At 68.2% G+C, this 25,508-nt stretch carries 25 protein-coding genes; 9 read left to right on the top strand and 16 right to left on the bottom strand.

What is annotated here, in order from left to right; genetic code table 11:
- The first annotated feature begins 3 nt into the window (after window positions 1-3).
- Window positions 4-273, top strand: coding sequence for a DUF1294 domain-containing protein (locus IP92_RS23725; protein WP_145879914.1), 270 nt, complete (start codon window positions 4-6; stop codon window positions 271-273).
- 195 nt (window positions 274-468) lie between these two features.
- Here IP92_RS23725 and IP92_RS23720 read toward each other — a convergent pair whose 3' ends face one another.
- Window positions 469-1,821, bottom strand: coding sequence for an erythromycin esterase family protein (locus IP92_RS23720; RefSeq protein ID WP_145879912.1), 1,353 nt, complete (start codon window positions 1,819-1,821; stop codon window positions 469-471).
- A gap of 97 nt (window positions 1,822-1,918) precedes the next feature.
- On the opposite strand from IP92_RS23720, the gene IP92_RS23715 reads away from it, so the two are divergent.
- On the top strand, window positions 1,919-2,872 hold the full coding sequence (locus tag IP92_RS23715; RefSeq protein ID WP_145879910.1) for a DMT family transporter: 954 nt from the start codon (window positions 1,919-1,921) through the stop codon (window positions 2,870-2,872).
- Here IP92_RS23715 and IP92_RS23710 read toward each other — a convergent pair.
- From IP92_RS23710 to IP92_RS23690, 5 genes are all read right to left on the bottom strand, one after another.
- Entirely contained in the window at window positions 2,869-3,498 is a 630-nt protein-coding gene (locus tag IP92_RS23710; RefSeq protein WP_145879908.1) for an FMN-binding negative transcriptional regulator, read from the bottom strand. The two genes, IP92_RS23715 and IP92_RS23710, sit on opposite strands and share 4 nt — an antisense overlap.
- Window positions 3,499-3,613: 115 nt before the next feature.
- On the bottom strand, window positions 3,614-4,222 hold the full coding sequence (locus tag IP92_RS23705; RefSeq protein WP_145879906.1) for an LON peptidase substrate-binding domain-containing protein: 609 nt from the start codon (window positions 4,220-4,222) through the stop codon (window positions 3,614-3,616).
- A gap of 54 nt (window positions 4,223-4,276) precedes the next feature.
- Window positions 4,277-5,557 (bottom strand): metal-dependent hydrolase family protein, encoded by a 1,281-nt coding sequence (locus IP92_RS23700; protein ID WP_145879905.1) that lies wholly within the window; start codon window positions 5,555-5,557, stop codon window positions 4,277-4,279.
- 612 nt (window positions 5,558-6,169) lie between these two features.
- Window positions 6,170-6,466 (bottom strand): H-NS histone family protein, encoded by a 297-nt coding sequence (locus tag IP92_RS23695; RefSeq protein ID WP_145879902.1) that lies wholly within the window; start codon window positions 6,464-6,466, stop codon window positions 6,170-6,172.
- Between the two features lie 321 nt (window positions 6,467-6,787).
- Entirely contained in the window at window positions 6,788-9,001 is a 2,214-nt protein-coding gene (locus IP92_RS23690; protein ID WP_145879899.1) for a TonB-dependent receptor plug domain-containing protein, read from the bottom strand.
- Between the two features lie 139 nt (window positions 9,002-9,140).
- Here IP92_RS23690 and asd point away from each other — a divergent pair, with 139 nt between their 5' ends.
- Window positions 9,141-9,986: an archaetidylserine decarboxylase gene (gene asd / locus IP92_RS23685; RefSeq protein WP_145879897.1), complete on the top strand. Its 846-nt coding sequence runs from the start codon at window positions 9,141-9,143 to the stop codon at window positions 9,984-9,986.
- On the opposite strand, the gene IP92_RS23680 is transcribed toward asd, so the two are convergent.
- Window positions 9,952-10,878: a LysR family transcriptional regulator gene (locus IP92_RS23680; protein ID WP_145879895.1), complete on the bottom strand. Its 927-nt coding sequence runs from the start codon at window positions 10,876-10,878 to the stop codon at window positions 9,952-9,954. The genes asd and IP92_RS23680 overlap by 35 nt on opposite strands.
- Before the next feature lie 119 nt (window positions 10,879-10,997).
- Between IP92_RS23680 and IP92_RS23675 the strand changes: the two genes are divergently transcribed.
- Genes IP92_RS23675 through IP92_RS23665 form a run of 3 tightly spaced genes read left to right on the top strand, consistent with a single transcriptional unit; the run spans window position 10,998 to window position 13,010 of the window.
- Entirely contained in the window at window positions 10,998-11,606 is a 609-nt protein-coding gene (locus IP92_RS23675; protein ID WP_145879893.1) for an FMN-dependent NADH-azoreductase, read from the top strand.
- Between the two features lie 23 nt (window positions 11,607-11,629).
- The gene (locus tag IP92_RS23670; RefSeq protein WP_145879891.1) at window positions 11,630-12,502 is read left to right on the top strand and encodes a pirin family protein; all 873 of its coding nucleotides are present in this window, start codon (window positions 11,630-11,632) and stop codon (window positions 12,500-12,502) included.
- Window positions 12,503-12,545: 43 nt separating this feature from the next.
- On the top strand, window positions 12,546-13,010 hold the full coding sequence (locus IP92_RS23665) for a hypothetical protein (RefSeq protein WP_145879889.1): 465 nt from the start codon (window positions 12,546-12,548) through the stop codon (window positions 13,008-13,010).
- Window positions 13,011-13,017: 7 nt separating this feature from the next.
- Here IP92_RS23665 and IP92_RS23660 read toward each other — a convergent pair whose 3' ends face one another.
- On the bottom strand, window positions 13,018-14,136 hold the full coding sequence (locus IP92_RS23660; RefSeq protein WP_229418942.1) for an acyltransferase family protein: 1,119 nt from the start codon (window positions 14,134-14,136) through the stop codon (window positions 13,018-13,020).
- Window positions 14,137-14,212: 76 nt separating this feature from the next.
- Between IP92_RS23660 and IP92_RS23655 the strand changes: the two genes are divergently transcribed.
- Entirely contained in the window at window positions 14,213-15,166 is a 954-nt protein-coding gene (locus tag IP92_RS23655) for a succinylglutamate desuccinylase/aspartoacylase family protein (RefSeq protein ID WP_145879885.1), read from the top strand.
- Here IP92_RS23655 and sugE read toward each other — a convergent pair.
- Window positions 15,163-15,483, bottom strand: coding sequence for a quaternary ammonium compound efflux SMR transporter SugE (gene sugE / locus IP92_RS23650; RefSeq protein WP_145879883.1), 321 nt, complete (start codon window positions 15,481-15,483; stop codon window positions 15,163-15,165). The genes IP92_RS23655 and sugE overlap by 4 nt on opposite strands.
- Window positions 15,484-15,732: 249 nt before the next feature.
- Here sugE and IP92_RS23645 point away from each other — a divergent pair, with 249 nt between their 5' ends.
- A complete protein-coding gene (locus IP92_RS23645) occupies window positions 15,733-16,077 on the top strand; it encodes an ArsR/SmtB family transcription factor (protein ID WP_145879881.1) in 345 nt (114 codons plus the stop codon).
- The gene (locus IP92_RS23640; protein WP_145879879.1) at window positions 16,074-17,126 is read left to right on the top strand and encodes an alkene reductase; all 1,053 of its coding nucleotides are present in this window, start codon (window positions 16,074-16,076) and stop codon (window positions 17,124-17,126) included. The genes IP92_RS23645 and IP92_RS23640 overlap by 4 nt, the downstream gene beginning before the upstream one ends.
- A 220-nt stretch (window positions 17,127-17,346) precedes the next feature.
- Here the strand turns inward: IP92_RS23640 and IP92_RS23635 are convergent, their stop codons facing one another.
- The 7 genes from IP92_RS23635 to IP92_RS23600 all read right to left on the bottom strand — a co-directional run bounded on the left by IP92_RS23635 (window position 17,347) and on the right by IP92_RS23600 (window position 25,482).
- Entirely contained in the window at window positions 17,347-18,303 is a 957-nt protein-coding gene (locus IP92_RS23635) for an MBL fold metallo-hydrolase (RefSeq protein ID WP_145879877.1), read from the bottom strand.
- A 204-nt stretch (window positions 18,304-18,507) separates the two neighbouring features.
- Window positions 18,508-19,968: an acetate kinase gene (locus IP92_RS23630; protein ID WP_229418941.1), complete on the bottom strand. Its 1,461-nt coding sequence runs from the start codon at window positions 19,966-19,968 to the stop codon at window positions 18,508-18,510.
- A gap of 30 nt (window positions 19,969-19,998) precedes the next feature.
- A complete protein-coding gene (locus tag IP92_RS23625) occupies window positions 19,999-20,517 on the bottom strand; it encodes a hypothetical protein (RefSeq protein WP_145879875.1) in 519 nt (172 codons plus the stop codon).
- Window positions 20,518-20,526: 9 nt separating this feature from the next.
- Entirely contained in the window at window positions 20,527-21,234 is a 708-nt protein-coding gene (locus IP92_RS23620) for a C39 family peptidase (RefSeq protein WP_145879873.1), read from the bottom strand.
- Window positions 21,231-21,809 (bottom strand): hypothetical protein, encoded by a 579-nt coding sequence (locus tag IP92_RS30285; protein WP_229418940.1) that lies wholly within the window; start codon window positions 21,807-21,809, stop codon window positions 21,231-21,233. Before IP92_RS30285 ends, IP92_RS23620 begins: the two co-directional genes overlap by 4 nt.
- Before the next feature lie 56 nt (window positions 21,810-21,865).
- The gene (locus tag IP92_RS23605) at window positions 21,866-23,833 is read right to left on the bottom strand and encodes a hypothetical protein (RefSeq protein ID WP_158206858.1); all 1,968 of its coding nucleotides are present in this window, start codon (window positions 23,831-23,833) and stop codon (window positions 21,866-21,868) included.
- Window positions 23,834-24,132: 299 nt separating this feature from the next.
- On the bottom strand, window positions 24,133-25,482 hold the full coding sequence (locus IP92_RS23600; RefSeq protein ID WP_145879864.1) for a sigma-54 dependent transcriptional regulator: 1,350 nt from the start codon (window positions 25,480-25,482) through the stop codon (window positions 24,133-24,135).
- Window positions 25,483-25,508 lie beyond the last annotated feature (26 nt).

Here is a 25,508-nt window from a genome sequence, read left to right as displayed (position 1 = left end):
TTTTTGATCGCCACGTTGCCGGCGGTGGCGGGCGGCTGGTACGCGTGTACCAGCATCGCCTGCTACCTCGCCTACACCCGCGACAAGCGCGCCGCCCAGACGGGCCGCCGCCGCACACCCGAACGCACGTTGCTGCTGCTCGGGCTGATCGGCGGCTGGCCCGGCGGCCTGCTGGCACAACGGCTCGTGCGGCACAAGACGGGCAAGATGTCGTTCCAGGTGAAGTTCTGGATCACGGTGGTGGCGAACCTGGCGGTGCTGCTGGTGGTGTAAGCACCAAGGGGCCGCCGACCCCAGCGCAAAACCCAAGGCAAACCCTGGGGTCAGACCCGGCGGGGCTTTGCAGGGGTTTCGGAGAGCACTGCTCTCCGCCTGCAAAGCGGTGCTGGCATGCATGCCAGCACTCCTTCCTGACCCCGGCCCTTGCCGCTGGGTTGACGGCATGCGCTCCCGGCGCGCGAGCGGGAACTACAACCCACTCGGATAAGTCTCCGGCACCTCATCCATCCGCCACAGCGCCGAGCGTTCCAGCGGGCGCAGTGCGGTGCTGCGGTCGACGTGGATCAGCGCGTCGAACTGTTTCGCCGCGTCGGCATGGAAGTAGTGGCTGTAGCGCTCCGATTCGGGGCGGTAGATGACGCCGATCGCCCGCTCCAGGTAGCGCGACGGCAGCTTGGCCAGCACGCTGGCGTGGCCGCGGATCGGCAGCAGGAACTGGCCCATGCCGGTGGCCACCGCCGTGTCGTGCATCAGCCGTTCGACGCTGTCCGTGCGCGACGGCACCACCTGCTTCAGTTCCGCCGGACCGTCCCATTCCGTGGCCGCCGTCACCGTGCCCGTATGTGTCGTGAAGCCCAGCAGGAAGACGTCGTCCGGCCGGTAGCGTTCGCGCACCAGCTGGCCCAGGTTCAGCTGGCCGTGCTCGCCCATCTCGGTGGCCTGCGCGTCGCCCAGGTGCGAGTTGTGCGCCCACACGACGATCTTGCCGGGGCGGCCCGTGCGCTGGCTGATGTGCTCGCGCAGCGCCTCCAGCGTTTCGGCCATGTGCGAGTCGCGCACGTTCCACGACTCGTCGCGGCTCTGGAACATCGAGCGGTAATACACTTCCGCATTGCGCGCCACGCGGGCGTTCTGCTGCGCATAGAACAATTCGTCCGGCACTTGCCCGCCCATCTGCTGCAGGTGGTCGCTGGCTTGCCGCGTCAGCTCCGTCAGCTGGCGCACCACCTCCTGCTCGCAATCCTCCTTCATCCCGAACGTCGTCGCATAGCCGTAGCGCTGCGGGTCCTCGGCCATGTGGTCGATGCACGCGTAGCGCTGGCGCGCCCGGTCGGCGGCCTGTGGGTCGGCGTCGTCCAGGTAGGCGATCACGGCATGCATCGACTGCCGCAGGCTGTACAGGTCCAACCCGTGGAAGCCCACGCGCCGCGCCGCGCTGGCCACGTGCCCGTTGTGCACACGCAGCCAGTTCACCAGGTCGACGATCTCGTGATTGCGCCACATCCATTGCGGGAAACGCTTGTAGCCGGACAGCGCGCCTTCCGCCGTCATGTCGTCGCCACCGTGCTGCACGTAGCGCGACACGCGCAGCGCGTCCGGCCAGTCCGCTTCGACGGCGATCGCGTCGAAACCCTTGTCGACGATCAGCCGCTTGCTGATCTCGGCGCGCAGCTTGTAGAACTCGCGCGTGCCGTGCGTGGCCTCGCCGAGCAGCACGATCGAGGCGTCGCCGATGCACTCGAGCAGATAATCGACATCCTCGTTTGCCGCGAACGGGCGGGCCTCGCGGCGCAGCGCCGCGATGATGCTCCGGTCTGTCATGATGGGTCTCCTGCCAGATACGTAGGGTGGCTCTGTGGTGGTCACGATAGCGCACTCCGTGCGACACTGTCGCAACCTTAATCACTGGAAAGAGCTGATGTGGATTGGCGTATTGTGCGGCCTGGCCGCGGGGGCCTTGTGGGGCATGGTGTTCATCGCGCCCGCGCTGTTGACGGCGTTCTCGCCGCTGGAACTGGCCCTCGGCCGCTACACGGCGTATGGCGCGATGGCGCTGCTGCTGCTGTCCCCGAAGCTGACCACCCTCGCCCACCGGCTCGACCGCGGCGACTGCATCGCATTGCTGCGCCATGCGCTGGCCGGCAACCTCGTCTACTACATGCTGCTGGCATTCGGCGTGAAGCTGGCCGGCGTCGCGCCCACGTCGCTGATCATCGGCGTGCTGCCGATCACCGTCACGCTGCTGGGCCGGCATGATCACGGCGCCGTGCCGCTGCGCCAGCTGGCACTGCCCCTGCTGGTCGTTGCGGCCGGCATCGCCTGCATCAATCTGGACGTGTTCCTGCATGCTCGCGATACCGGCCGCCCGCTGTGGCAGACGGTCGCGGGTCTGGCCTGCGCGGCCGGCGCGCTGCTGTGCTGGACCTGGTATGCCGTCGACAACGCGCGCTACCTGAAGACGAATGCGCACTTCTCCAGCGCCGAGTGGTCCGCCTTGTACGGGCTCGCGACAGGCATCATTTCAGTCGCTGTCGGCAGTGTCGCGTTCGCGCTGTGGCATCAGGACGTGACGGGCGCGGCGGGCGCCGCGAGCGGCCGCGATTGGGGGCTGTTCTGGACCTGCAATGCCGTGCTCGCGCTGGGCGCATCCGTGATCGGCAACCAGTTATGGAATGTCGCCAGCCGGCGCGTGCCCGTCACGCTGTCCGGCCAGCTGATCCTCTTCGAGACGCTGTTCGCGCTGCTGTACGGCTTCCTGTACCGGCAGGCGTGGCCACGCCCGCTGGAAGCGGCAGCGATCGCGCTGCTCGTGCTGGGCGTGATGTGGTCGGTGCGGGTGCACGCGGCCGAAGACGAGATCGCGCCCGCCTAAGCGCGCGCAACGGCTTCCCGCACCAGCTGCGCCATCGCCGGCGCCGCGGCGTCCAGGCCGCGTGCCACGCCGGCGCGATCCGCCTCGCCGCGGTTCTGGCTGACCTTCCATTTCGCGGCGATGTGGGCGATCGGCACCTCGATGCCGACCAGCGCGCGGGTCAATCCATCGATGAACTCCGCCGGCGCATCGTCGACGCGCCACGGCGTGGCCATCCGGCCCTCGTGCGCATCGGTCAGGTCGCGCAGCTGGCGGTGCAGCCATGCACCATCCTCCGTCACGCGCGCCGGCCCGCGCACCTGCACCACCACGTAGTTCCACGTGGGGACGACCTTGTGCGTCTCGGCCTTGCTGGCATACCAGCTGGGGCTCACGTACGCTTCCGGTCCCTGGAACACAAGCAGGCATTCGGCCCCGGCGCGCAGCTCGCGCCACAGCGGATTGGCCCGCCCCACGTGGGCGCGCAGGGTGCCGTGCGGCCCCTCATCCGGGTACAGCGCGAACGGCATCAGGTCGGCCGTCAGTTCCATGCTGCCGGCCACGATCAACGTCGCGAGCGGATGGGCGCGGATCAGCGCATGCTGCACGTCGAGGCGGTCTTCGGCGAAGGTGGATGGCGTGTACATGCATGGCTCCCCAAGGTGGCGTGGAGCCAGTGTAGCGGCGCGCGTGGCTCCGTCACAGAGCCAGCGCCGCCCGTCGCGATGGAACCACCAGGATGGAACCACCAGGATGGAACCGCTAATTGAGGTAGCCGCTGTCGTCCAGCGCATCCTGCACCAGCTCGAGGCGCAGCACGGGATTGTCCTGCGCCAGCAGCAGCTGCTTCTGCGGCAGGTCCAGCTCCAGCAGCTCGCACCAGCGGTTGGCGACCCAGCCGCTTTCGTCGAGCCGGTACGGCGCCTGCATCGGCATCTGCGCGGGCGTCACGCCGCGCTCCTGCAGCGAGCGGATCAACGCGCCGAGCGCATTGGCCACGTCCTGCTGGTCCGCCGGCACCGGCACGGCCAAGTCGTCCGGCAGGCGTTCGATGTCGGCCATCCACAGGCCATGCTTCAACTGCTCGGCCGACTCGACGCGGAAGCGCTGCGTGCCGATGCAGGTCACGTGCATCAGCCCTGGCAGCGGCGCCGTCCAGTCGACGACGCGGGCCAACGTGCCGATCGGCGCGATCGCTTCGTGCTGGCCCGGTTTGCGCACCTCGTCGCCGTGCGCCAGCGCGACGACGCCGAACTCCTCGGCATTGGCGATGCAACGCTTCACCATGTCCAGGTAGCGCACCTCGAACACCTGCAGCGCGAGCCGGCCGTCCGGGAACAACACGGTATTTAGCGGGAACAGTGGAGTCATGCGCCCATCTTCGCATACATCGCGCCGCCCCGGCGCCCCCATGCCGCCGGGCTGTCAGGGCCGGCGATGGACCACGCCGCCCTTCATCACGAACGCCACGCGGCCCAGCGCGCCGATGTCCTCGGTGGGGTCGCCGTCGACGGCCACCAGGTCCGCCAGCAAGCCGGGCTTCACCTGCCCCAGCTGCCCGGCCCGGTCCAGTACCGCCGCATTGACGACGGTGGCCGCGCGCAATGCTTCCAGCGGCGTCATGCCCAGCTTGACGAGCCACTGCGCCTCGCGCGCGCTGGTGCCGTGTGCGAACACGCCGACATCGCTGCCCAGGCCGATCGTTACGCCTGCCTTGCGCGCCAGCGCGAACGCGCGCGCGGCCGCCTGCATCGCCGGCGTCGGCGGGCCGCCGCGCACGTGCTTCTGGAAGTACTCTCCGCTGGCTTCCGGTGCCGTCAGCGTGGGGAAGTACGCGACCTTGCGCTCGGCCATCAGCCGAAACGTCGCTTCGCTGCCGCCGTAGCCGTGCTCGATCGTGTCGACGCCCGCCAGCACCGAGCGGCGCATCCCTTCGTCCGTGCTGGCGTGCGACGCCACCTTGCGGCCCGACTCGTGGGCCGCCTTCACGAGCGCATTCAACTCTTCCTGCGTGAACGTCGCATGCGCGGCGTTGTCCGGGCCGGTGCGGTAGTCGGCATATACCTTGATCCAGTCGGCGCCGCGGGCGGACTGCTCGCGCACGGCCTTGACGACCTCGTCGACGCCGGTCGCCTCCTGCGCGCCGCCCGGCAGCACCATGTCCGGCCGGTAGGCGCGCACGTTCGGGCCGTAGCTGGACGACGCGACGATCGCCCGCGTGGCCACGAACAGCCGCGGGCCCGGTATCACGCCATCGTCGATCGCCTTCCTGATCGCCACGTCCGCATAGCCGGCGCCTTCGCTGCCCAGGTCGCGCAACGTCGTGAAGCCCGATTGCAGCTGGGCCGCCGCATGGCGGGCCGCCAGCAGCACGCGGTACTCGACGCTTTCCTTCAGCACCTGGTCGTCCCAGCTCGTTTCGTTATACGGGTGCAGCAGCACGTGCGAGTGCATGTCGATCAGGCCGGGGATCAACGTTCGGCCCGGCAGCGCGATGCGCTCCACGTCGGCCCGCGCCGGCACCTGCGCCAGCGGACCGGCCGCCTGCACCTTGCCGTCATCCACCAGCACGGCCCAGCCGGCGTGCGGCCGGCCTTCCCCCGTCCAGACGCGCTCGGGCACCAGCAGCACCGGCGCGGACCACGCGACGGCGCACAGCAAGGCAGCCGCCGCTCCGGCCGCCCGACGGATCAGTGTTGCGTGCATGACACCTCCCTGTGTTCAAAAAGCAACATCATACAGGGGATGCGCGCTAAACCTGTGCAATCGCAGCGACAAAGCGCCGTCTTATCGGCTGTAAATAAGCGCCGGCAAGTCGAAATAGCCGGAGTACCGGAAAGCTAAACGCGCGCTAAAGCGCAGGGATACGCATGCCATTGCAAGCGAGTACGCTCACTGGCATGCATTCGTTGACGAGGCTGGCAGCAGGATGAATGTCGGCGGAAAGCAACGCGTGGCGCTGCTAATACGGCGGATATCGGGCAAGATAGCGGGACCGAATGCCACAGGGATAGGAAAGACCAGCGCAAGTTGGCTGGCGGCGCTATCGGCTGCGTGCCGGCGCGCGTGGGGATCGGTATCGGCCAATAGCATCATGCTCTCCCGAATCCGCCCCGACAACACATCGGACAGCATGTCCGACATAATCGGCGCGCTGCGAAGAGGCGCGCCGTCTTTAAGTCCTATGGAGCGCTAAGGGCGCTAAGGGTGCGGGAGCGGCTGCGGGATCGATGCATGGGCAAGGGTGTGCGCGGACTCATGCTGCAAATGCAAATAAGCCCCACGCGCGCGGACGGCAGTGCCGCCGCGGCCACCCATTTATTGCTTGATCAGGAAGTCTTCCTTTTTGCGGCCTTCCAGCCATTTCGGCGCACGGCCGCGGCCGGTCCAGGTCTGGCCAGTCTTGTCGTCGCGGTATTTCATCGGCACGGGTGCGCGCGGCTTGACGGGCTTGGCCGCTTTAACGGCCGGGCCCAGGTCGGCGATGCTCAGGCCGAATTCGCGCATGATGTTGGCGATTTGTTCCTTGGCCTGGGCGATTTCGTTTTTACGGGCCAGTTCGGCCTGCTTCTGCAATTCGGCGATCTTTGCCTGGTATTCCTGGTAAGTCGTCATCTCTTGTCCTTCGCAAGTGAAAAATCGGGTGTTACAATCTGTGAGAATTCAATGTTCCGCCAATTTACCATAAGACCCGCAAGGGATTCCACATTTATTCGCAATAAATGTCGCGAAAACTTACGCGAGAATAAATTTCGTCACGCTTAATGGCGGACGCCGAATACCGGAGGAACGCCGGCAATGGGGCCGGCCCAACAAAGCGGTCCACTCCGGCGAATGCCGGCAGCACCGGCAGCCAGGTGGATATATTCGAACTGAAGAATTTCGGAGAGGATTGCCGCCACGGTGCATCGATCGCGGCGGCCGGCGGGGATGCCGTCAGAAACGCATTTCCAGGGTCGCCCTGCCCTGCGTATATCCAGGGTAGATGCTGGTACGGCGGCGCGTACCACTTTCGTCCACGCTTTTGCCGACGCTGTTGTCGACGCTATTGTCAAGATATGCGCTGTCCGAAACATAATCCTGGCCGAGCAGGTTCGACACGGCCACGCGCAACTGGTAGCGGGGATTGAACTTCCACAGCGCATACACATCCAGGTCGCGCCGCACGCTCTGGTAGCCGGTCTGGTTGACGTCGATGCGCACCGGGCCGCCGTTCTTGAATGCGAAACTGGCGCCCGTCGTCAGCTTGCCGTCGCGCGATTTGTAATCGGCGCCCAGCGTCGCCGACAGCGGGGTTTGCTGGTCCAGGCGGTTATCCGGCCCCGGCACCGCGTCGACCCGCGACCAGTTGCGCGACACGCTGGCGCGCAGGTCCACCGCCGGCGCGCCCGCCAGCACGGCCTCCAACGGGAATTTCGCCTCCAGCTCCACGCTGCGCGTGACGGCGCTGCCGTCGTTGACGGGCGTCGCGATCCAGCGCCCCGCTTCCAGGAGCAGGCCCTGCCGCGTATAGCCGCTGATGCGCCGCATCGATGCCGCTGCCGACAGCAGCGCGCCGGCGCCCTCCTTGCCCCAGTAGTGCTCGTATGATGCGTCGATGCCCGAGGCCAGCTCCGGCTGCAGGTCCGGGTTGCCGCGGCGGTCGGGCTCCGTCTGGCTGTTGTTCGTCGACGTGAAGCGGCGCGGCACCAGGTTCGCGGCACTCGGCGCCTTGTAGGTGCGCGTCAGCGCGAGGCGCAGCTGGTCGCGGCTGCCGGGCAGCTTGTACAGCGTCTGCGCCAGCGGGCTGAAGACGCTGTTCGTGCGCGTCACGGTGTCGAACGTGTTGCCCGAGCTGGTCGTCTCCAGCCCTTCCCAGCGCAGGCCCGCGTAGACCGACCAGCGCGGCGTGATATTCCACTCGTCCTGCGCATACAGCGCCAGGCGGTTGACCTTCGCGTCGTAGCCTTCGTCCGTGTTTTCCGGCACGCTGCCCGGCAGGTTTGCATCGCGTTCGACGCGGCTGTCGTCGCGCCGCGTGGCGCCGGCATCCCAGCCCAGCGCCAGCGCATGGTCGGCCAGCCACGGCACCGCGTATTTGCCCTGCGTGGAGAAGCCCTGTTCCGTCGTTTCGCTGGTGATCGTCGCATCGCGGCCCAGCGTGCCGGCCCGGTAGTCGAGTTCATGCCACGTGCCCTCCGCGCGCATGCCGCTGATGCCGGCCTTGACGTCCAGCTTCGCGCCGCCAGTCAGCTGCGTCACCCAGTTCAGGTCCGTGCGGCCGAACGCGTTGCGGTTGGTCTGGCGCATGTCGCGCACGTCGAAGCGCGGCGGGCTGCCCAGCTGCGTGTCGATTTCCTGGTAGCCGTGATAGCGGTTGCGGTTGACGTTGACGAACGTCTGCGACGTCAGCGTGTCGCCATCGGCCAGGTTCCAGTTGATGCGCGGGGCGATGTTCATGCCTTCCCAGCGGCCGTCGTCGCGCTGCGAGCTGGCGCGCAGCATCCGCAAGGCGCCAAGCGGATCGACCTGTGTCTCGATCGTCGGCGATTCGCGCGCATAGGTGCCCCGCCAGAAATTCGCGCCCAGCGAATACGACATGCGGCCATCCTTGTCGGACAGCTGCACGCTGGCGTTCGGATTGTTCGCGTCCGCGCTCTTCGCCGCGCCGATCTTCACTTCGCGCTGCGCCGTCCTGACGGCCTTCTTCAGCACGATGTTGATCGTGCCGGCGATCGATTGCGTGGAGAACTCGGCGCTGGCGGCGCGCACGATCTCGATGCGTTCGATGACGTCCGGCGCCAGCGTATCGATCGAGAAGCCGGCCGGCGCCCGTTCGCCGTTCAGCAGGATCTGCGTATAGCCGCTGCCCAGGCCGCGCATGCGGATCTCGCCGCCGCTGCGCCCCGCCGCGCCGCTCACGGTGATGCCGGGCAGGCGTTTCAGCACGTCGTTGACGGAGGTATCGCCATAGCGGCGGATCTCCTCGCTCGAGACGACGATCTTGCTGGCCGTGTCGTCGCGGCGCGGGTCGTAGGCGGTGGCGGCGCCCTTGATCTCGACGGTTTGCAACGGCGCGGGAGCCGTTTCGGTGGCCGTGGTGGGTGGTTCGGCGCGGGCGGAGAACGTGGCCAGCAAAGCGCCGGCGACAGCGGTAAGACGTGGTGACATCGTGGCAATGGAAAAAATGATAGCGCTATTTTGCCTGTATCCGCCCCTGATGTGTTAGCTCAGCAGAAATATTCATGCTCCCTGCCAGCCGTCCCGCACGGCTATAATGCAGCCAAATAATTGAAAGGGAATCACCACCGTGTCCGATCGTCTTGCCGTGCTGCCGCAATACCTGCTCCCGAAGGGGGCGCTGACCAATTTCGCCGGCCGCGTGGCGGGCGCGAAAGGCGGCGCGAAGACGACCTGGCTGATCCGCTGGTTCGTCGGGAAATACGACGTCAACATGGACGAGGCGGCGAATTCCGACATCGCCAGCTACCACAGCTTCAACGAATTCTTCACGCGCGCGCTGAAACCGGGCGCGCGCCCGATCGCGGACACGGACTTCGTCTGCCCCGTCGATGGCCGCATCAGCCAGTTCGGCGCGATCGAGGATGACCAGATCTTCCAGGCCAAGGGCCACAGCTTCACGACGACGGCGCTGGTGGGCGGCGACCGCGCGCTGGCGGACCAGTTCCGCCACGGCCACTTCGCCAACCTGTACCTGTCGCCACGCGACTACCACCGCATCCACATGCCGTGCGACGGCAAGCTGACGCGGATGATCTACATCCCCGGCAGCCTGTTCTCCGTGAATCCGACGACGGCGCGCGGTATCCCTGGCCTGTTCGCCCGCAACGAGCGCGTCGTGTGCGTGTTCGACACGGCGCACGGCCCGTTCGTGATGACGCTGGTCGGTGCAACGATCGTCGGCAGCATGGCCACCGTGTGGCACGGCGTCGTCAACCCGCCGCGCCAGCCCAATATCTGCGAATGGACGTATGAGGACCGCGACATCGTGCTGAAAAAAGGCGAGGAACTGGGCCGCTTCCTGCTGGGCTCCACGGTCGTCATGCTGTTCCCGCAAAACACCCTCACCTTCAATCCGGCCTGGCAGCCGGCCGGCCCCGTCAGGCTGGGCGAGCCGATGGCAACGAAGCGATAGTCCGGTTGTAGTGTTCCTCGAGCAGGTCGAGGAACGCCCGCGTCTTGGCCGGCATCAGCCGCCGCCCCGGAAACACCGCCCACCCCGTCACGGCCGGGAAATGCCATTCGGGCAGGACCTTCACCAGCGTTCCCGTCTGCACCCACGGTGCCGCAAAGCGGTCCGTGCAGCTCGCGATGCCGGCGCCCGTTGCCGCCAGCCGCGCCAGCAGCTCCGGCGAATTGGCCGTCATCCGCACGGGCAACTCGCGTTCCCACGTGCTCTTCGCACGCAGCAGCTTCCACATGGTCATGCCGGACGGCGTCCGGTTCAGGCTCAGCAGGTCGTGCCGGAACAGCTCGTCCGGGTGCGATGGCAAGCCGCGCAGTGCCGCGTAGCTCGGCGCCGCATACAGCGACCACGTGCTGTGCACGACGGGGCGGGCCGCCAGGGTGGCATCGTCCGGCAGCGCGCCCATCCGGATCGCCAGGTCGAAGCCTTCGGCCAGCAGGTCGACGCGGCGCGGCGACAGGTCGAACTGCACCGAGATCGCCGGGTACTTCGCCATGAAGGCCGGCAGCAGGCTGCCCATCGCCTCGTTGGCGAAATCGGCAGGCATCGACACCTTCAACAGGCCGCTGGGCGCCAGTTGCCGGTGCTGGGCCAGCGCGCCGGCCGCTTCCGTTTCCTCCGCCACCTTGCGGGCATGCTCGAGCAGGCTGGCGCCGAATTCCGTCAGCACCAGGCGCCGCGTGGTCCGCTGCAGCAACCGCTCGCCAAGCGCCCCTTCCAGCTGCGACAGCCGGCGTGACACGGTCGACTTCGGCAGTTTCAGCCGTTCGGCGGCCTGGCTGAAGCTGCCCGTCTCGACGATACGGGCAAACAGCAGCAGGTCGGCGGGATCGAGTTCCATGATTTTCTTGATTGTTCCATTGATGGACGAATGTTATCCATTTTACTGGCTTTTTAGTTCGAAATGGAACGCGTAAAGTACACCCATCGCAGCAATCAACCGACAACAAGGAGCACACCATGAACATCCTGCAAATCAATTCCAGCGCCCGCAGCAACGGTTCCGAATCCACCCGCCTGGCCGACGCGATCGTCGCCAAGCTGAACGCGGACGGCAACGCCACCGTCGTGCGCCGCGACCTGGCCGCACAACCGCACCCGGTACTGGACGAAACGGCGCTGCAGGCCCTGTTCACCCCGGCCGAGCAACGCACGCCGGAACAGGCGGCCCGCGTGGCATTGGATGACGCGCTGATCGCCCAGGCCCAGGCGGCCGACGTGATCGTGATCGGCGCACCGATGTACAACTTCGGCATCACCGTGCAACTGAAAAGCTGGTTCGACGCGATTGCCCGCGCCGGCGTCACGTTCAAGTACACGGCGACGGGCCCGGTCGGCCTGTTGACCGGCAAGAAAGTGATCGTGGCCGTGACCCGCGGCGGCATGCACAAGGATGGCCCGACGGATACGCAGCTGCCGCACCTGAAGACCTTCCTCGGTTTCGTCGGCCTGACTGATGTACAGTTCGTGTTTTCCGAGGGCCATGGCCTGGGTCCGGACGCGGTGGCCCGCGCCCGCGCCGATGCGGATGAACAGATCAACGCCGTGCTCGCCGACGTGGCGGCCTGAGCGGCACCAGCGAGGAGAAACGTATGAACGCAGATACCGTAACCCGCTCCCGTACCGTGGAGCGCGTGATCCAGGGCCAGGCCGTGATGGATGGCGCCGGCGTGAAGATCAACCGCGTGCTGACCCAGCCGCTGCAACGCCGCCTCGATCCGTTCCTAATGCTGGACAATTTCGGTTCCGAAGAAGCCAGCGACTACCTCGCCGGCTTCCCGGACCACCCTCACCGCGGCTTCGAGACCGTAACGTACATGCTGGAAGGCCGCATGCGCCACCGCGACAGCGCCGGCAACGAAGGCTTGCTGGAAAATGGCGGCGTGCAGTGGATGACGGCCGGCCGCGGCGTGATCCACTCCGAGATGCCGGAGCAGGAAGAAGGCTTGATGGAAGGCTTCCAGCTGTGGCTGAACCTGCCCGCGAAGGACAAGCTGATGAAGCCCTGGTACAAGGACTTCAAGGCGGCCGAGATCCCGTCGTTCACGACGGTCGATGGCGCCACCGTGCGGGTGATCGCCGGCAGCAGCCACGGCGTGGCCGGTGCCGTGCAGCGCGACGTCACGCAGCCGATTTACATCGACGTCGAACTGCCCGCCGGCGCCGTGTTCACGCAGGCGCTGCCCGCCGGCCATAACGCCTTCCTGTATCCATACCGGGGCAGCGTGACGGTGGCCGGCAAGGCGGTGCAGGAGCGCAGCATGGCGATCCTGGCCAACGACAAGGAAGCGGATGGTGTCGAAGTGCGCACGGAAGCGCCGGCACGCTTCATCCTGATCGCCGGCCAGCCGCTGAACGAGCCGATCGCGCAATACGGCCCGTTCGTGATGAACACGCAGGAAGAGATTCACCAGGCCGTGCAGGACTTCCGCGCTGGCCTCTTGGGCGAGGAAGCCCACGCCTGACGCGTCTTGCATCGAACCGGCGTGGTCACGCTAGAATGCCGGCATGACCACGCTGATCGACCTGTTCAAACGGCTGAGCCGGGCCCTCGGGCTCGACACGGCCGACTCCTTCCCGCCCGGCCACGTGCACGCCCGCACGCGCTGGAACCCCGCCTACTTCGACATCGCGTCGAACGTGCCGCCGGACGAGATCGAGCGCCGCATCTGCGACGCGATCGCCAACACCCCGCTCGTCTTCGCCCACATCGTGAACCCCACGCCGCGCATGCAGCGCGCGCTGTTCGGCGTGCTGGAACAGCGCCTGCGCCTCGGCCATCGGCGCGAAGCCGCGCAACTGGCCGCGCTGCTGATCCAGGCTTACCGCAGCCCGCAGATCGTCGAAGCGATGCCCGGTCTCGCCAATGCCATCGCCGCCACGGTGCACGAGGAAGCACCCGTGCGGGTGCAGGCCCTGCTCGACTTCCTGGAAAACACGCCGGCGCCGTTCGACGTCATCGACATGCGCTGAAAGCTTGTCAGGCAGCCTGCGCCACCGGCAGCGGCTGCGCCTTCACTGCCGGCACATAGCGCTCGCGCAGCAGCATGAACGGCGTCTCGACGACGCGATACAGCAGCCACCCCGCCAGCACGCTGGCGCCGGCCAGCAGCGCGATGCCCGATGGCGCATTCGCGTCGATCCCCGACTTTGCCAGCAGGATGCACAGCTGCTTGTGCGTCAGGTAGATCGCATACGACCACACGGCGATGCTGGCGGCACCGGGCACACGCACGCGCGCCAGCAGCGAGGCGGGGCTCAATGCGGCCAGCACGAGCAGCGCGCAACCTGCCGCCAGCAGCGGATAGCCGAACACGGTGACGGCATGGCCGAAATGATCGTCGAGGAACAGGCGGAACGCGAATGCCGTGACGGCGATGCCGGCGGCCAGCGTCCAGTTGCCGTACGCCGTCAGCCGTGCCCACAGCGGCGCATGGCACTGGCGCAGCATGGCCAGCGCGACGCCGGCCAGCAGCTCGTCGAAGCGGCACAGCGTGGCGTAGTACACCTCCGTGTAGAACGCGCCGTTGCCCCACGCGGGCGGATGCGCCGCCTGCCAGCCCTGGTGCCGCAGCAGCATGCCGGCCGCGAGCCCTGCCGCCAGCAGCAGCCAGCCGGCGGTGACGGCGCCGCGCAGCCGCGCGACCAGCACGGCGAGCAGCGGCAGCGCGAAATAAAACTGCTCCTCCACGCACAGCGACCACGCGTGCGAAAAGCGCGTGCCGGGCTTCAGGTCGAGGTTCAGCGTGAACGTCAGGTACTGCCACCACGGCGCGTGGCGGCCGCTGTCCGCGAACGGCGGCCAGAACGCATACAGCGCCAGCACGACGTAGTAGTTCGGCAGCGTGCGCAGCAGCCGGCGGGCGGCGAAGCGCGGCAGCGAGAACGTGCCGGTACGCAGGCCGGCCAGGATCTGGTTGCCGATCAGGTAGCCGGACAGCGCGAAGAACAGGTCCACGCCCGCCCAGCCGATTTCGCTGACGAAGCCGAACGTGGGCCGCTGCGTGACGAAGCCCATGTAATGGTTGGCGAACACCAGCACGATCGCGAACGCGCGCAGCGTGTCGAGGCCGCACTGGCGGGAGGAGGTTCTGTGCATGGGGCGCATTGTACCCGCCCGGCAGGCGGGGCCTTGGCTTTAGAATAGCGCCCATCACCGACTGCCGAGGACCCGCATGACCCGCCACCTGCACTTCCGCTCCGTCACGTATACCGGCCAGGGCGCCGGGCCGCGCCTGATCGTCACGGGAGCCGTTCACGGCAACGAAACGGCCGGCACGCGCGGCATCGAGCGCGTGATGGCGCAGCTGGACCGCGGCGAACTGGCGATCGCGGCCGGCACCGTGACCTTCGTCCCCGCCACCAATCCCCTCGCCTATGCACAAGGCACCCGCGCGGGCGAGCGTAACCTGAACCGCAACCTGTTCCCGAACGATGCGCCGCAGGACTTCGAAGACCGCGTCGCCAACTGGCTGTGCCCCCTGCTGGCCGCGCACGACGTGCTGCTGGACCTGCACTCGTTCAATGCGCAAAGCGAGCCGTTCGTGATGGTGGGCCCGCGCGACAACGACGGCCCGCTCGAGCCGTTCGCCCACGAGCGCGAGGAACGCGCGCTGGCCCGCGTGCTGGGCGTGCGGCGCTTTGTCGACGGCTGGCTGCGCACGTATGGCGCGGGCGTGCGGCGGCGGCTGAAGAACGACAGCCAGCTGGAAACGGTGCTGCGCTATGGCGTGGGCACGACGGAATACATGCGCTCGACGGGCGGCTACGCGCTGACGCTCGAATGCGGCCAGCACGCCGACCCGCAGGCGCCGGAAGTGGCGTACCGGGCCATCATGAACACGCTGGCGCACCTGGGCCTGATCGATGCGCTGCGGCCGGAGCCCGTGCCGCGCGAGCGGATGGAAGTGCTGTCGATGGCCGAAGTGCACGACAAACAGCACGACGGCGACACGTTCAGCCGTGCGTGGTCCAGCTTCGACCGGGTGCGCCAGGGCGAAGAGATCGGCCGCCGCGCCGATGGCACGCCGGTATTGGCCGAAGCGGACGGCGTGATCCTGTTCCCGGACAGTGCCGCGAAGGCGAACAACGAGTGGTACTACATCGCCCGCGTCAACCAGACGTTCTAGTGTGGCGAGAGGATCTTGAGGCCAAGGATGCCCGCAACGATCAGCGTGATGCAGACGAGCCGCGCGGCTTCGGCCGGCTCGCCGAGCACGGCGATGCCGTAGATGGCGGTGCCGACGGTGCCGATGCCCGTCCAGACGGCATAGGCGGTGCCCAGCGGCAGGTCGCGCAGCGCCAGGCCCAGCAGGCCGACGCTGCCGGCCATCGCGGCCAGGGTCAGCGCGCTCGGAATGAGCCGGGTGAAACCGGCAGTGTATTTCAAGCCGATGGCCCAGCCCACTTCCAGCAGGCCGGCAATCAACAGGACGATCCACGACATTGTCAGAACTCCACAATATGGCAAGGTCGTCCCCGCCGCTGCACAAGCCCGCCGCCCGCGTAACGCTGGCGAAAAGGGGTCGTCCCCTCGGGCAGCCGAAGTATATCATTGCAAGCGCGCATTGTTTTTAAAGCGAAACCGTGCCGTTTTTTCTCCTGTTGAAGCGTTCCCTGCAAGGCTTGAACTTATATCGTAGAATACCGATATGCGCATCGGAACAACGCGATTAACGCATCGTAGAAACCGAATATGACTGAACTCGACATCGACGCCATCCACAAGGCACTTGCCAATCCGGTCCGCCGCGAGATCCTCGCGTGGCTGAAGGAGCCGGAGCGGTTTTTCGCCGATCAGCTGCACCCGCTCAGCCTGGGCGTGTGTGCCGGCAAGATCGACGAACGCTGCGGGCTGTCGCAATCGACGGTGTCGGGTCACCTGGCGATCCTGCAAAAAGCGGGACTCGTCACGGTGACGCGCCTTGGACAGTGGAATATGTTCAAGCGTAACGAAGAGGTCATTGCGCGCTTCCTCGACCAACTGCAAGCCGACCTGGGCACCGAGCCCGGCCGCACTCTCAACAGGAAAACACCATGACCACATTATTCGACCCCATCACCATTGGCGACCTGACGCTGAAAAACCGCATCGTGATGGCGCCGCTGACGCGCGCCCGTGCCGTCGACAACCGCGTACCGAACGCCCTGATGGCCGAGTACTACGCGCAACGCTCTGGCGCCGGCCTGATCCTGTCGGAAGCGACGTCCGTCACGCCGCAAGGTGTCGGCTACGAAAACACGCCGGGCATCTGGTCCGACGAGCAGGTGGCGGGCTGGAAGCTCGTCACCGATGCCGTGCACGCGAAAGGCGGCAAGATCTTCCTGCAGCTGTGGCACGTGGGCCGCATCTCCGACCCGAGCCTGCTGAACGGCGAAGCGCCGGTGGCGCCGAGCGCGATCCCGGCCAACGGTCACGTCAGCCTGCTGCGCCCGATGCGCCCGTATCCGACGCCGCGCGCACTGGCAACGGATGAAATCCCCGGCGTCATCGCCGCCTACCGCCTCGGCGCGGAAAACGCCAGGAAAGCGGGCTTCGACGGCGTCGAGATCCACGGCGCGAACGGCTACCTGCTGGACCAGTTCCTGCAAGACAGCACGAACCAGCGCACCGACCAGTACGGCGGCCCGGTGGAAAACCGCGCACGCCTGCTGCTCGAAGTAACGGATGCGGCGATCGACGTCTGGGGCGCCGACCGTGTCGGCGTCCACCTGGCACCGCGCGCGGACTCGCACGACATGGGCGACTCCGACCTGGCAGGCACATTCGGCTATGTGGCCCGCGAGCTGGGCAAGCGCAAGATCGCCTTCCTGTTCGCCCGCGAAGCGCTCGGCCCGGACAGCATCAGCCCCCTGCTGAAGAAGGAATTCGGCGGCGTCTTCATCGCCAACGAGAAGTTCAGCCTGGAAGAAGCCCAAGCCGCCTTGAACAACGGCACGGCCGACGCGATCGCCTGGGGCAAGGACTTCATCGCCAACCCCGACCTGCCGGAACGCCTGCGCCAGGGCGCCCCGCTGAACCCGCAGCGCCCCGAGCTGTTCTACGGTTCGGGCCCCGAAGGCTATACGGACTATCCGGCACTGGCCTGATCGCCCTGCCCAACTGACCAGCTCGTGTCCCTTTTTTACCCTCTGGGGTCAGACCCGGACAGGACACGAGCTCATCAATTTAGGCGCTGATACAGCCGAGCCCGTGTCCGGTGTCCGGGTCTGCCCCCAGGTAGAGAGAAGTGGACACGAGCTCGGCTGTTGGCGCATAAAAAAACCCGGGCACCTTGCAGTGCCCGGGTTTTTTGTGCCTGCCGCAGCCTTAGCGCGGCACTGAATAATTGACCGGCACGAACTGGTAGCCCTTGCCGCTGCTGCGCAGGTGGCCCATTGCCGGGAACGGCAGGTGGGCGGCGCCGATCAGGTAGCCCTGCTTTGCCGCGTCCGCGAATGCCGCCTTGCGGGAGGCCAGCGCGGCTTTCTCGTCGCTGTCGAACGCGATCGTCACGGACGGGTCGTCGAACTGGATGAATTGCGCGTGCATCAGGTCGCCGATCAGCACCAGCTTCTGGCCGCGGCTCTCCACCACATAGCTCGTGTGGCCCGGCGTGTGGCCGTAGCTGGACGTGGCGCGGATGCCCGGCACCAGTTCCGTATTGCCGTCGAACGGCTGGAACCTGTTCGCGCCCGCATACGAGGCCACGGCAGCTTGCGCGCCCTGGAAGAAGCCCTTCTTGTCCTCCGGTGCCGTCTCCATCTTCGCCTTGCTCAGCCAGTAATCGGCGTCATGCTTGTCGGCGCGCACGATGGCGTTCGAGAAGGCGGCCTTGTCGGCGCTCCCCAGGCCACCAACGTGGTCCGGGTGCATGTGCGTGATGTAGATCTCGTCGACCTGCTCCGGCTGATAGCCGGCCGCCTTCAAGCTCGTGACGAGCTTGCCCAGCGTGGGCCCGAACAGGTTGCCGGCGCCCGTGTCGACCAGCACGAGCTTGCTGCCCGTATTGATCAGGAACGCATTGAACGACGTTTCAACGGGCGACTTCAGGAAGTTTTTTGCCAGCGCCTGCTGCACGCGACCACCCTTGTCATGCAGCAGCTTATCCATCGGCAGGTCGGTCGTGCCGTCGGACAGCACCGTCACTTCGAAATCGCCGACCATCGTGCGGTAGAAGCCGGGAGCCTGGGTCTTGACCATCGGGGCAGCCGCGAACGCGGCGCTCGCGGCGACGGACAGCGCGGCAGCCAGCGCGGTGCGGCGCAGCGTGAATAATTTGGACATCGTTGTTTTCCTTTTCTGATGTTTCCTGGGAACGTAAGATTAACCGAAACAAGGCAACTCTGCCGTCTCCCATTCGGCGCCGATATCCGTCCGTGGCCAGCGCCCGCGCCGCCGCATCACATATGCGGCAGCCACAGGCCCAGCGCCGCCGCCAGATGTGATGCATGCGCCGGTTCGGCGCCGCACTTGAAGGTCCAGCGGCACCTACAGATTCAGCGGCACGCGCACGGACAGCGACACGTCCGGCGTATCCCGCGTCAGCCCGGCGCCGACCGTCACGCTGATGGTGCGCTGGTCGTTCACCCGGTAGGACAGCCCCATCAGCAGCGTGCCCAACTGCGTGCGCACGGAGCCCGGCACCGTGATGCCGTTCTGCTTGGTCCGGCCCAGCGAGCTGTGGTCGTAGCCGAGGCTCAGCGACGCCTTCTCGTTCAGCGCCAGCCCGATGCCGAAGTTGAAGCCCAGCGCCGCACCCGGTTTCACCTCGCCCAACGGCTCGGACTCCCCGTCCCGCACACGCCGCGAAACATTGCTGCGCTTGACGTTGTACAGGTAGCTGACGCTGCCGAAGAAGATCGCCGGATCGGACGGGAACAGCCACGTCACGTTCGGCTGCACGGCGTAGAAGCCGGAGCCGGTCGGCAAGTCCATCGGCAGCCCCGTGCCCGTGACGTTTTCGCCGACACAGCGCTTCTGGCAATCCGTGACCACCTCGAACGGATCGCGCCCCGTGCGGGTCTTGATGCGCAGGCCGGCCACATAGTAAGGCTTGTCGGCGCCGCCGTCGTTCAGCTGGTGGCGCAGCGACAGTTCGACGTCGCCGACCGCCTTGCCGCTCGTGTCGAATACCCGCTCGACAGCCGTGCCCGTACCCAGTTCGCGGCTGACGGTCGCATCGGACCGGTACACATACGGCACGCGCAGCTCCACTTCGGTACGGTTGGTCACGCCGTACCGGCCCGTCAGCGCGGCAGTGAAGATATTGCGCTTCACTTCGCGCACGTCGATGAGGCCGATGAGCAGCGCCGGAATGATCGAATAGCCCACCAGCGCCACCCGGTTGCTGGACGAGTAACCGAACTGGAACGACGGCTCCAGCACGATACGGCCCCGCGGCGTCAGCACGCCGGGGGCTTCGAACAGCGGCGCCACCTCCGGCGGGCGCGAGTCGCGCGCCGCGGCCCGGCCGGCGGGCGCCGCCGGTGGCTGCGGCGGATGCGGTGGCAACTGCGGTTGCGGCAGCTGCGGCTGCGGCTGGGATTGGGCGTCCGGGCCCGTGCCACGGGCGGCGTCGAGCAGCGCGACGCCCACCGCCGGCGTGGCGCCCGCCAGCGAGCGTTGTGGCCAGTCGGCCGGCACGTCCGGCACGTCCGGCACATTAGCCGCAGCCGTCAACCTGCCCTGCCCCGTCGCGGCGCGCTGCGCGGCCAGCTCCTCGCGCAGCTGGCGCAGCAATGCGCGCTGCTCGGCCAGTTCCTGCTTCAGCTGTTCCAGCTCGGCGGACAGCTGCGCGCCACCGCTGCCATCCTGAGGTAGCGGCAACTCCTGCGCCAGCGCGCTCAGCATGAACAGCGACAGGCCGGCGGAACCGGCGCGCAGCGCGGGGCCGAATCCTGCCCCGAATCCTGCCCCGAATGCCGCCCCGAATGCTCCCGACACGCACATGCTCTTCTCCTTCGAATCGAGGTAAGCCGCTCAGCGCGGCATCACGGCGGTCGACAGCGACTGGCGCAGGCTGTCGCCGAAATTCAGGTTCTTCAATGCGGGCAGGCTGTTGACGGCGGCATCGATCGTCGTCAGGCTGCGGATCAGCTGGCCGTTCGCCGCGTTCTGCAGCACCAGCGCCGGCAACTGGCCGGACGCCGTCTGCCACAGCTGGGCGGCACCAGCTGCCTGCCCGCCAACAACGGCCGGCAGGCCGCCATGCACGGCGGCGCCCACGTCGCGCAGCGCCAGGCTGCTGCTGGCGACGGGATCGCCGTTCAGGCTCAGCAGCCGGTCGATGGACAGCGACACGAGCAAGCCGTTGCCCGCATCGAAGCCGCCGCGCGCCGCAGCCAGCATGCTGTCGTCGACGGCCGGCTGGCCATCGAACGGATGCGCCGCCACCGGCATGGCCGGCGCCGGTTCCGCTCGCGGCGCAGCGTGCGGCACGGCCAGCAGCAGCGCCAGCCATAGCGGCGCGGCGGCCACGGTTCGATACGGCTTCGTCATCACTCCTCCTTAAAATTCGCCGGCGCCCAGCTTCGGCAGCGTGACGCGCTGCAGGCTGTCGCGCTCGAGCGCGTCGCCGGGGCGCATGCGCGGCGCCACCGCCCAGTCCGCCGGGTCGTTGAAGCGCGGCGTGCCGGGCCGGTCGTGGATCACGAACAGCAGGTGGTCCACCCACGCTGCTTCGAACGCCGCGTGCGGCAGCGCCCGCGTGCCGCCGGACGGATCGCCCAGCAGCACGCGCCCATCCCGCACGCCCTTGACGACGACGAAATGGTGGTAACCGTGCTCCGCCACCAGCACGATGGCGGGAAAGCCGGCCTTGACGAGGTTGTCCAGCGGTTGCTGGAACCCGTCGGCAATGAAGCCGTGCCCGGCGAGGAAGGTTTTCATGTCCAGCATCGAAAACCCTTCGCGCCGGATGCGTGCCTGGTCGCCGCGCGCGAACATGCCGGCAAATGCCTGCTGTTCGCTGAGCGGGTAGCCGTAGTGGTGCGTCAGCAGCGTGGCGACAGCGGCGGAACCGCAGCTGAAGTCGTATTGCTGGCGCACCGTCGACAGGTAGCGCGCCTCCTTCAAGCTCGTGACGCGCACCGACACGGGCCCGCCGGCGGCGAACGGCAAGTCCGCCGCCGGCACGGCACCGGCCGCGGCCAGCAATGCCGCCACTGCCAGCAATGCCGGCACGCGGCCCGTGCGTGACGACCGCGCAGGGTTCATCGGAACTGCACGTTGACGATCGTCGCGCTCTGGATCAACACGTTGGCGCCCGAGTTCTGAATCACCATCGGCAAGCCCGACGCATTGCTGAACGCGCCATCGGTAACGATGTTCGCGCCCGTGACGATCTGGCTGGCCGTGTTGTGGTCCACCGTCCCGTTCAACTTCATGTCGCTCCACGGTGCGCTCCACGGCGTGTCCGTCCCGCCTCGCAGCGTGGCCAGGCGCGTATCGTCCAGCGCACCCGCCGGTCCGCTCCGTGCCGGCGTCACGACGCCGCCGATGGATGCCGGCAGCGGCAACGGCTGATGGCCGACCGCGAACGGGCGGGCCGGCCGATCCGGCAGGCCGGGTGCCGCATGCGCCGGCAGTGCGCCGAGCGCCAGCAGCAGCGCCAGAACGGCAGGCCCGCGAGACGAACGGCAAGCGCCACCAATCGCCTGACTGCGCGCCTGACTGCACGCCGGACTGCACGCCATGCTGCCCGCACAGCCGCACGGCCAGCTGCGCGCACTGCCGCGCACCGGATGGGGCGCGCGACTGCACGCCGCCATCCGACTGATTCGATGATGCATGTCGCCTCCGTCAGAATGATCAACAGGAGCGCCGGCCAGACCGGCGCTCCACCGCGTCAGCGGCCCACGCCCAGGTTGGCCTGGACGTTGACGCTCTGCTGCACCAGCGAGCTGATGCCGCTGTTCTGGCTGATCACGGAGACGCCGGCCGCCGATTGCGCGACACCGCTCATCGTGTTCGACATGTTGAAGGTGCCGGCATTGACGGTGTTCGAACCGCCGGCCCCGCCGGTGCCGCCCGCGCCCATGCCGCCGGCCGCGCTGCCGCCCGTCGTGGCGCTCGTCGCACCGCCCGCGCCGGCCGTTGCCGCACCTCCCGAGCCGCCCATGCCGCCGTCGCCAGCCGTGGCACTGCCGTTCGTCGCCGCGCCGCCAACGCCCGCACCGCCGCTTGCCGTGCCGGCCGTGGCCGTACCACCCGTCGCTGCGCCGCCTGCCGCGCCACTGCCCGCCGTGTTGCTGGCGTTGCCGCTGGCCGCACCCGCACCGCCGGCACCGCCTGCCGCACCCGCGCCGGCCGTGCTGCTGCCGTTACCGCCGGCCGCGCCGTTACCGCCGGCGCCGCCCGTCCCCGCGGCACCGGCGCCACCGGTGGCGCTGGCCATCGCCCCCGCACCGCCCGCGCCGGACGTGTTAGAGCCGCCCGCCGCACCGGCGCCCGCGGTATTGGTCGCGGCAGCGCCGGAACCGCCGGCACCGCCCATGCCGCCGGCTGCCCCGGCACCACCGGCCGCGCCCGCGCCGCCGGCACCGCCCGTCGTCGAACCTGCGTTGGCCGTCGTGGCGCCCGTCGTGGCCGTGCCGCCCGTGCCCGCGCCACCGGTACCGGTGCCACCGGTGCCCGCACCGCCAGCTGCCGCGCCGGCCGTCGCTGCGCCGGAGCTGGCGGCGGCCGACTGATTACCCGTGCTTGGCGGGGGTTCGCCGGACGGCATGCCGCTGGTATTGCCGGCCGACGCCCCACCCGATGTCGCCATGCCACCGCCACCCATGCCGCCCGCGCCGCCACTGCCGGCGCCAGTAGCGCCCATGCCGCTGCCGCCGGTGGACGTGCTGCCGGCACCAGCACCGCCGGACGATGCATAGCCACCTGCCGCGCCCGAACCGCCCATGCCGCCGGCACCACCGACACCGCCGTAGCCGCCGCTGCCGCCCGCACCGCCGACAGCCGCGCCCGTCGCGCCGCCGCTGCCGCCGTTGGAGCCCATCGCGTTACCGCTGGCACCACCGGCGCCGCCCGTGGCCGGACCGGCATAGCCGCCCGCGCCGCCCATGCCCATGCCACCGGCCGCGCCGCTGCCGCCGGCACCGCCGTTACCGCCGGCGCTGTTGCCGCCCGCGCCACCCAGGCCGCCCATGCCGCCGGCACCGCCAGCCCCCGTGTACGCGCCTTGCGCCAGGCCGCCCGCGCCACCCGCGCCGCCATTGGCTCCGCCCGTGGTGGCGGCACCGCCGGTCGCCATGCCGCCCGTGCCGGCACCGCCGTTCGCGCTGCCGTTCGTGGCGACGCCGCCGATGCCACCGGCCGCGCCCATGCCGCCGGCCGCGTTACCGCCCGCGCCGGCCGTGGCGTTCGCATTGCCGCCCGTGGCCATGCCGCCGACACCACCCGCGGCGTTGCCGCCGTTGGCGCTGCCGTTGTTCGTCGCCATATTGCCGATGTGCTGGACGTTGTTGCCGCTGACGGTGCCCGTCAACGTGCTGACCGCCGTGGCGGTGGACGTATTGAATGCGTTATCGAGGTTGGAGGTAGCGGTCGCGCCATTGTTCGCACTTGCGGCACCCGCCGCCAGCGCGCTGGCCGCACCGCTGCTGTTGTTATTGTTGTTGGCCTGGTAGTTGTCACGGTTGGAGCTGGAGTCGTTGTCGCGGTTGCTGCTGTTGTCCACCCTCACCTGGGAGTTGTCGTTGGCATGGGATCCTGCGCCGCTCTGCGAGACCGCCGTTGTCGGTTCGGTGGTCTGCGCATGCGCCGCAGCGCTGAAGGCAAGCGCGATTGCCGCGGCAAGCATCGTTTTCTTCATTTGATGTCCTCGCTAAAAGTTGGCCGATGTTCGCTGGATATCCAGCCTGCTCCTTATCGCAAGCTTGGTGCCATCAGTTGGCGATCGCGCTAAATGGTTGAAATCGTTGGCCTTCCTGGCCGCGGCGGCGCATGGGATGGGGGTATCGAAGCGGCCTCTGTCACGCGCGTGTGCCAGGCGGGCGCGGCGCTCCGGAGCGCGCCGCACGCGTGTCAGCCCGACAGTGGGAGGGAAGCCGGTGTCGCAGCGGCTGTCACAGCGGTGTGACAGTGACACCGTGCGGCGAACGCGGCCGCGTTTCAGGAAGTGCGCTTGCGGGCCGGTACCACGATGCTGTGCTTGGCGATAAGGCGGTACAACGTCATGCGCGACACGCCCAGCTCGCGCGCCACGTGCGTGATGCTCTTGCCGGCGCCGAGCCCCGCCTCGATGGCCTGCCGTTCCGCTTCCTTGCGGGCGCCGTGCAACGCGGCGGCGGGCGCGGCGTCGGCCTCGGACAGGCCCAGGTCCTGCGGCGTGATGAGGCGCCCTTCCGCCATCACGGCCGCGCGCCGCACCCGGTTGTGCAGCTCGCGCACGTTGCCGGGCCAGTGGTGCGCGCGCAGCGCCTCCAGCGCCGCGCCGGTAAAGCCCTTCACGTGCGCCGAGCGTTCGCGCGCATGGTCGCGGAAGAACGTCTCGGCCAGCGCGACGACGTCGTCGCGGCGCTCGCGCAGCGCCGGCATTTCCAAGGTCAACACGTGCAACCGGTAATACAGGTCCTCGCGGAACGCGCCACGCGCGACGGCATCCTGCAGCCGCACGTGCGAAGCGGCGATGACGCGCACGTCGACCGGCAACGGCCGGGTGCCGCCCAGCCGGTGGATCGTCTTCTCCTGCAGGAAGCGCAGCAGGTTCGCCTGCATCTCCAGCGGCAGGTCGCCGATCTCGTCGAGGAACACGGAGCCGTCGGCCGCCGATTCGATCAGGCCGTGACGCGCCTTGCCCGCGCCCGTGAACGCACCCCGTTCATGACCGAACAGCTCGGACTGCACGAGGCTGGCGGGGATCGCGCCGCAGTTGATCGGCACGAACGGGCCTGCCGCGCGCGCCGAGTTCTCGTGCACGGCGCGCGCCGCGAGCTCCTTGCCGGTGCCGCTCTCGCCCCAGATCAGCACGGGGGCATCGGCGGCGGCCACCTTCAGCAGTTGCTGGCGCAACCGCGCAATGGGCGCACTGTTGCCCGTCAGCCGCAGCGTGTGCAGGCCGGCGCCGGGGTCGCTGTCGTGCAGTGCGGCGATGCCGTGCGCATGGCCCAGCGTGTAGCGCAGTCGCACGGGGTCCGCCGGCAGCGTGTGGAAGTCGATGCAGTAGTCGTGGATCAGCCGCCGCACGCCGGGCTCTTCCAACGCGGCGGGCCGGCACAGCGCGACCCAGCGCATCCACCAGTGCTCGCGCAGGAATGCGTCGAGGTCGCCGCGGAGCCGGCCGTCGGGCACGGCGCGATCGAGAACGATGGCGCCGACCGGCATCGGCCGCTCGCGCAACAACGCGCGCGCGTGGGCGGGATCGTGCGCGGCGGTGACGATGAAATCGATGGCGGCCACGCCGAGCGCCGCGCCGGCGTCCAGCGTTCCCATCGTCAGGCAGAGCAGTTGTTTTGATGTCATTTTCTTATTGATAATTACGCAATGAC

It is taken from the genome of Pseudoduganella flava (assembly GCF_007830495.1).
Classification (GTDB): domain Bacteria; phylum Pseudomonadota; class Gammaproteobacteria; order Burkholderiales; family Burkholderiaceae_D; genus Rugamonas; species Rugamonas flava.
Note: the sequence above shows the minus strand (reverse complement) of the source record. Positions and strands in the feature narration are given on the sequence as shown.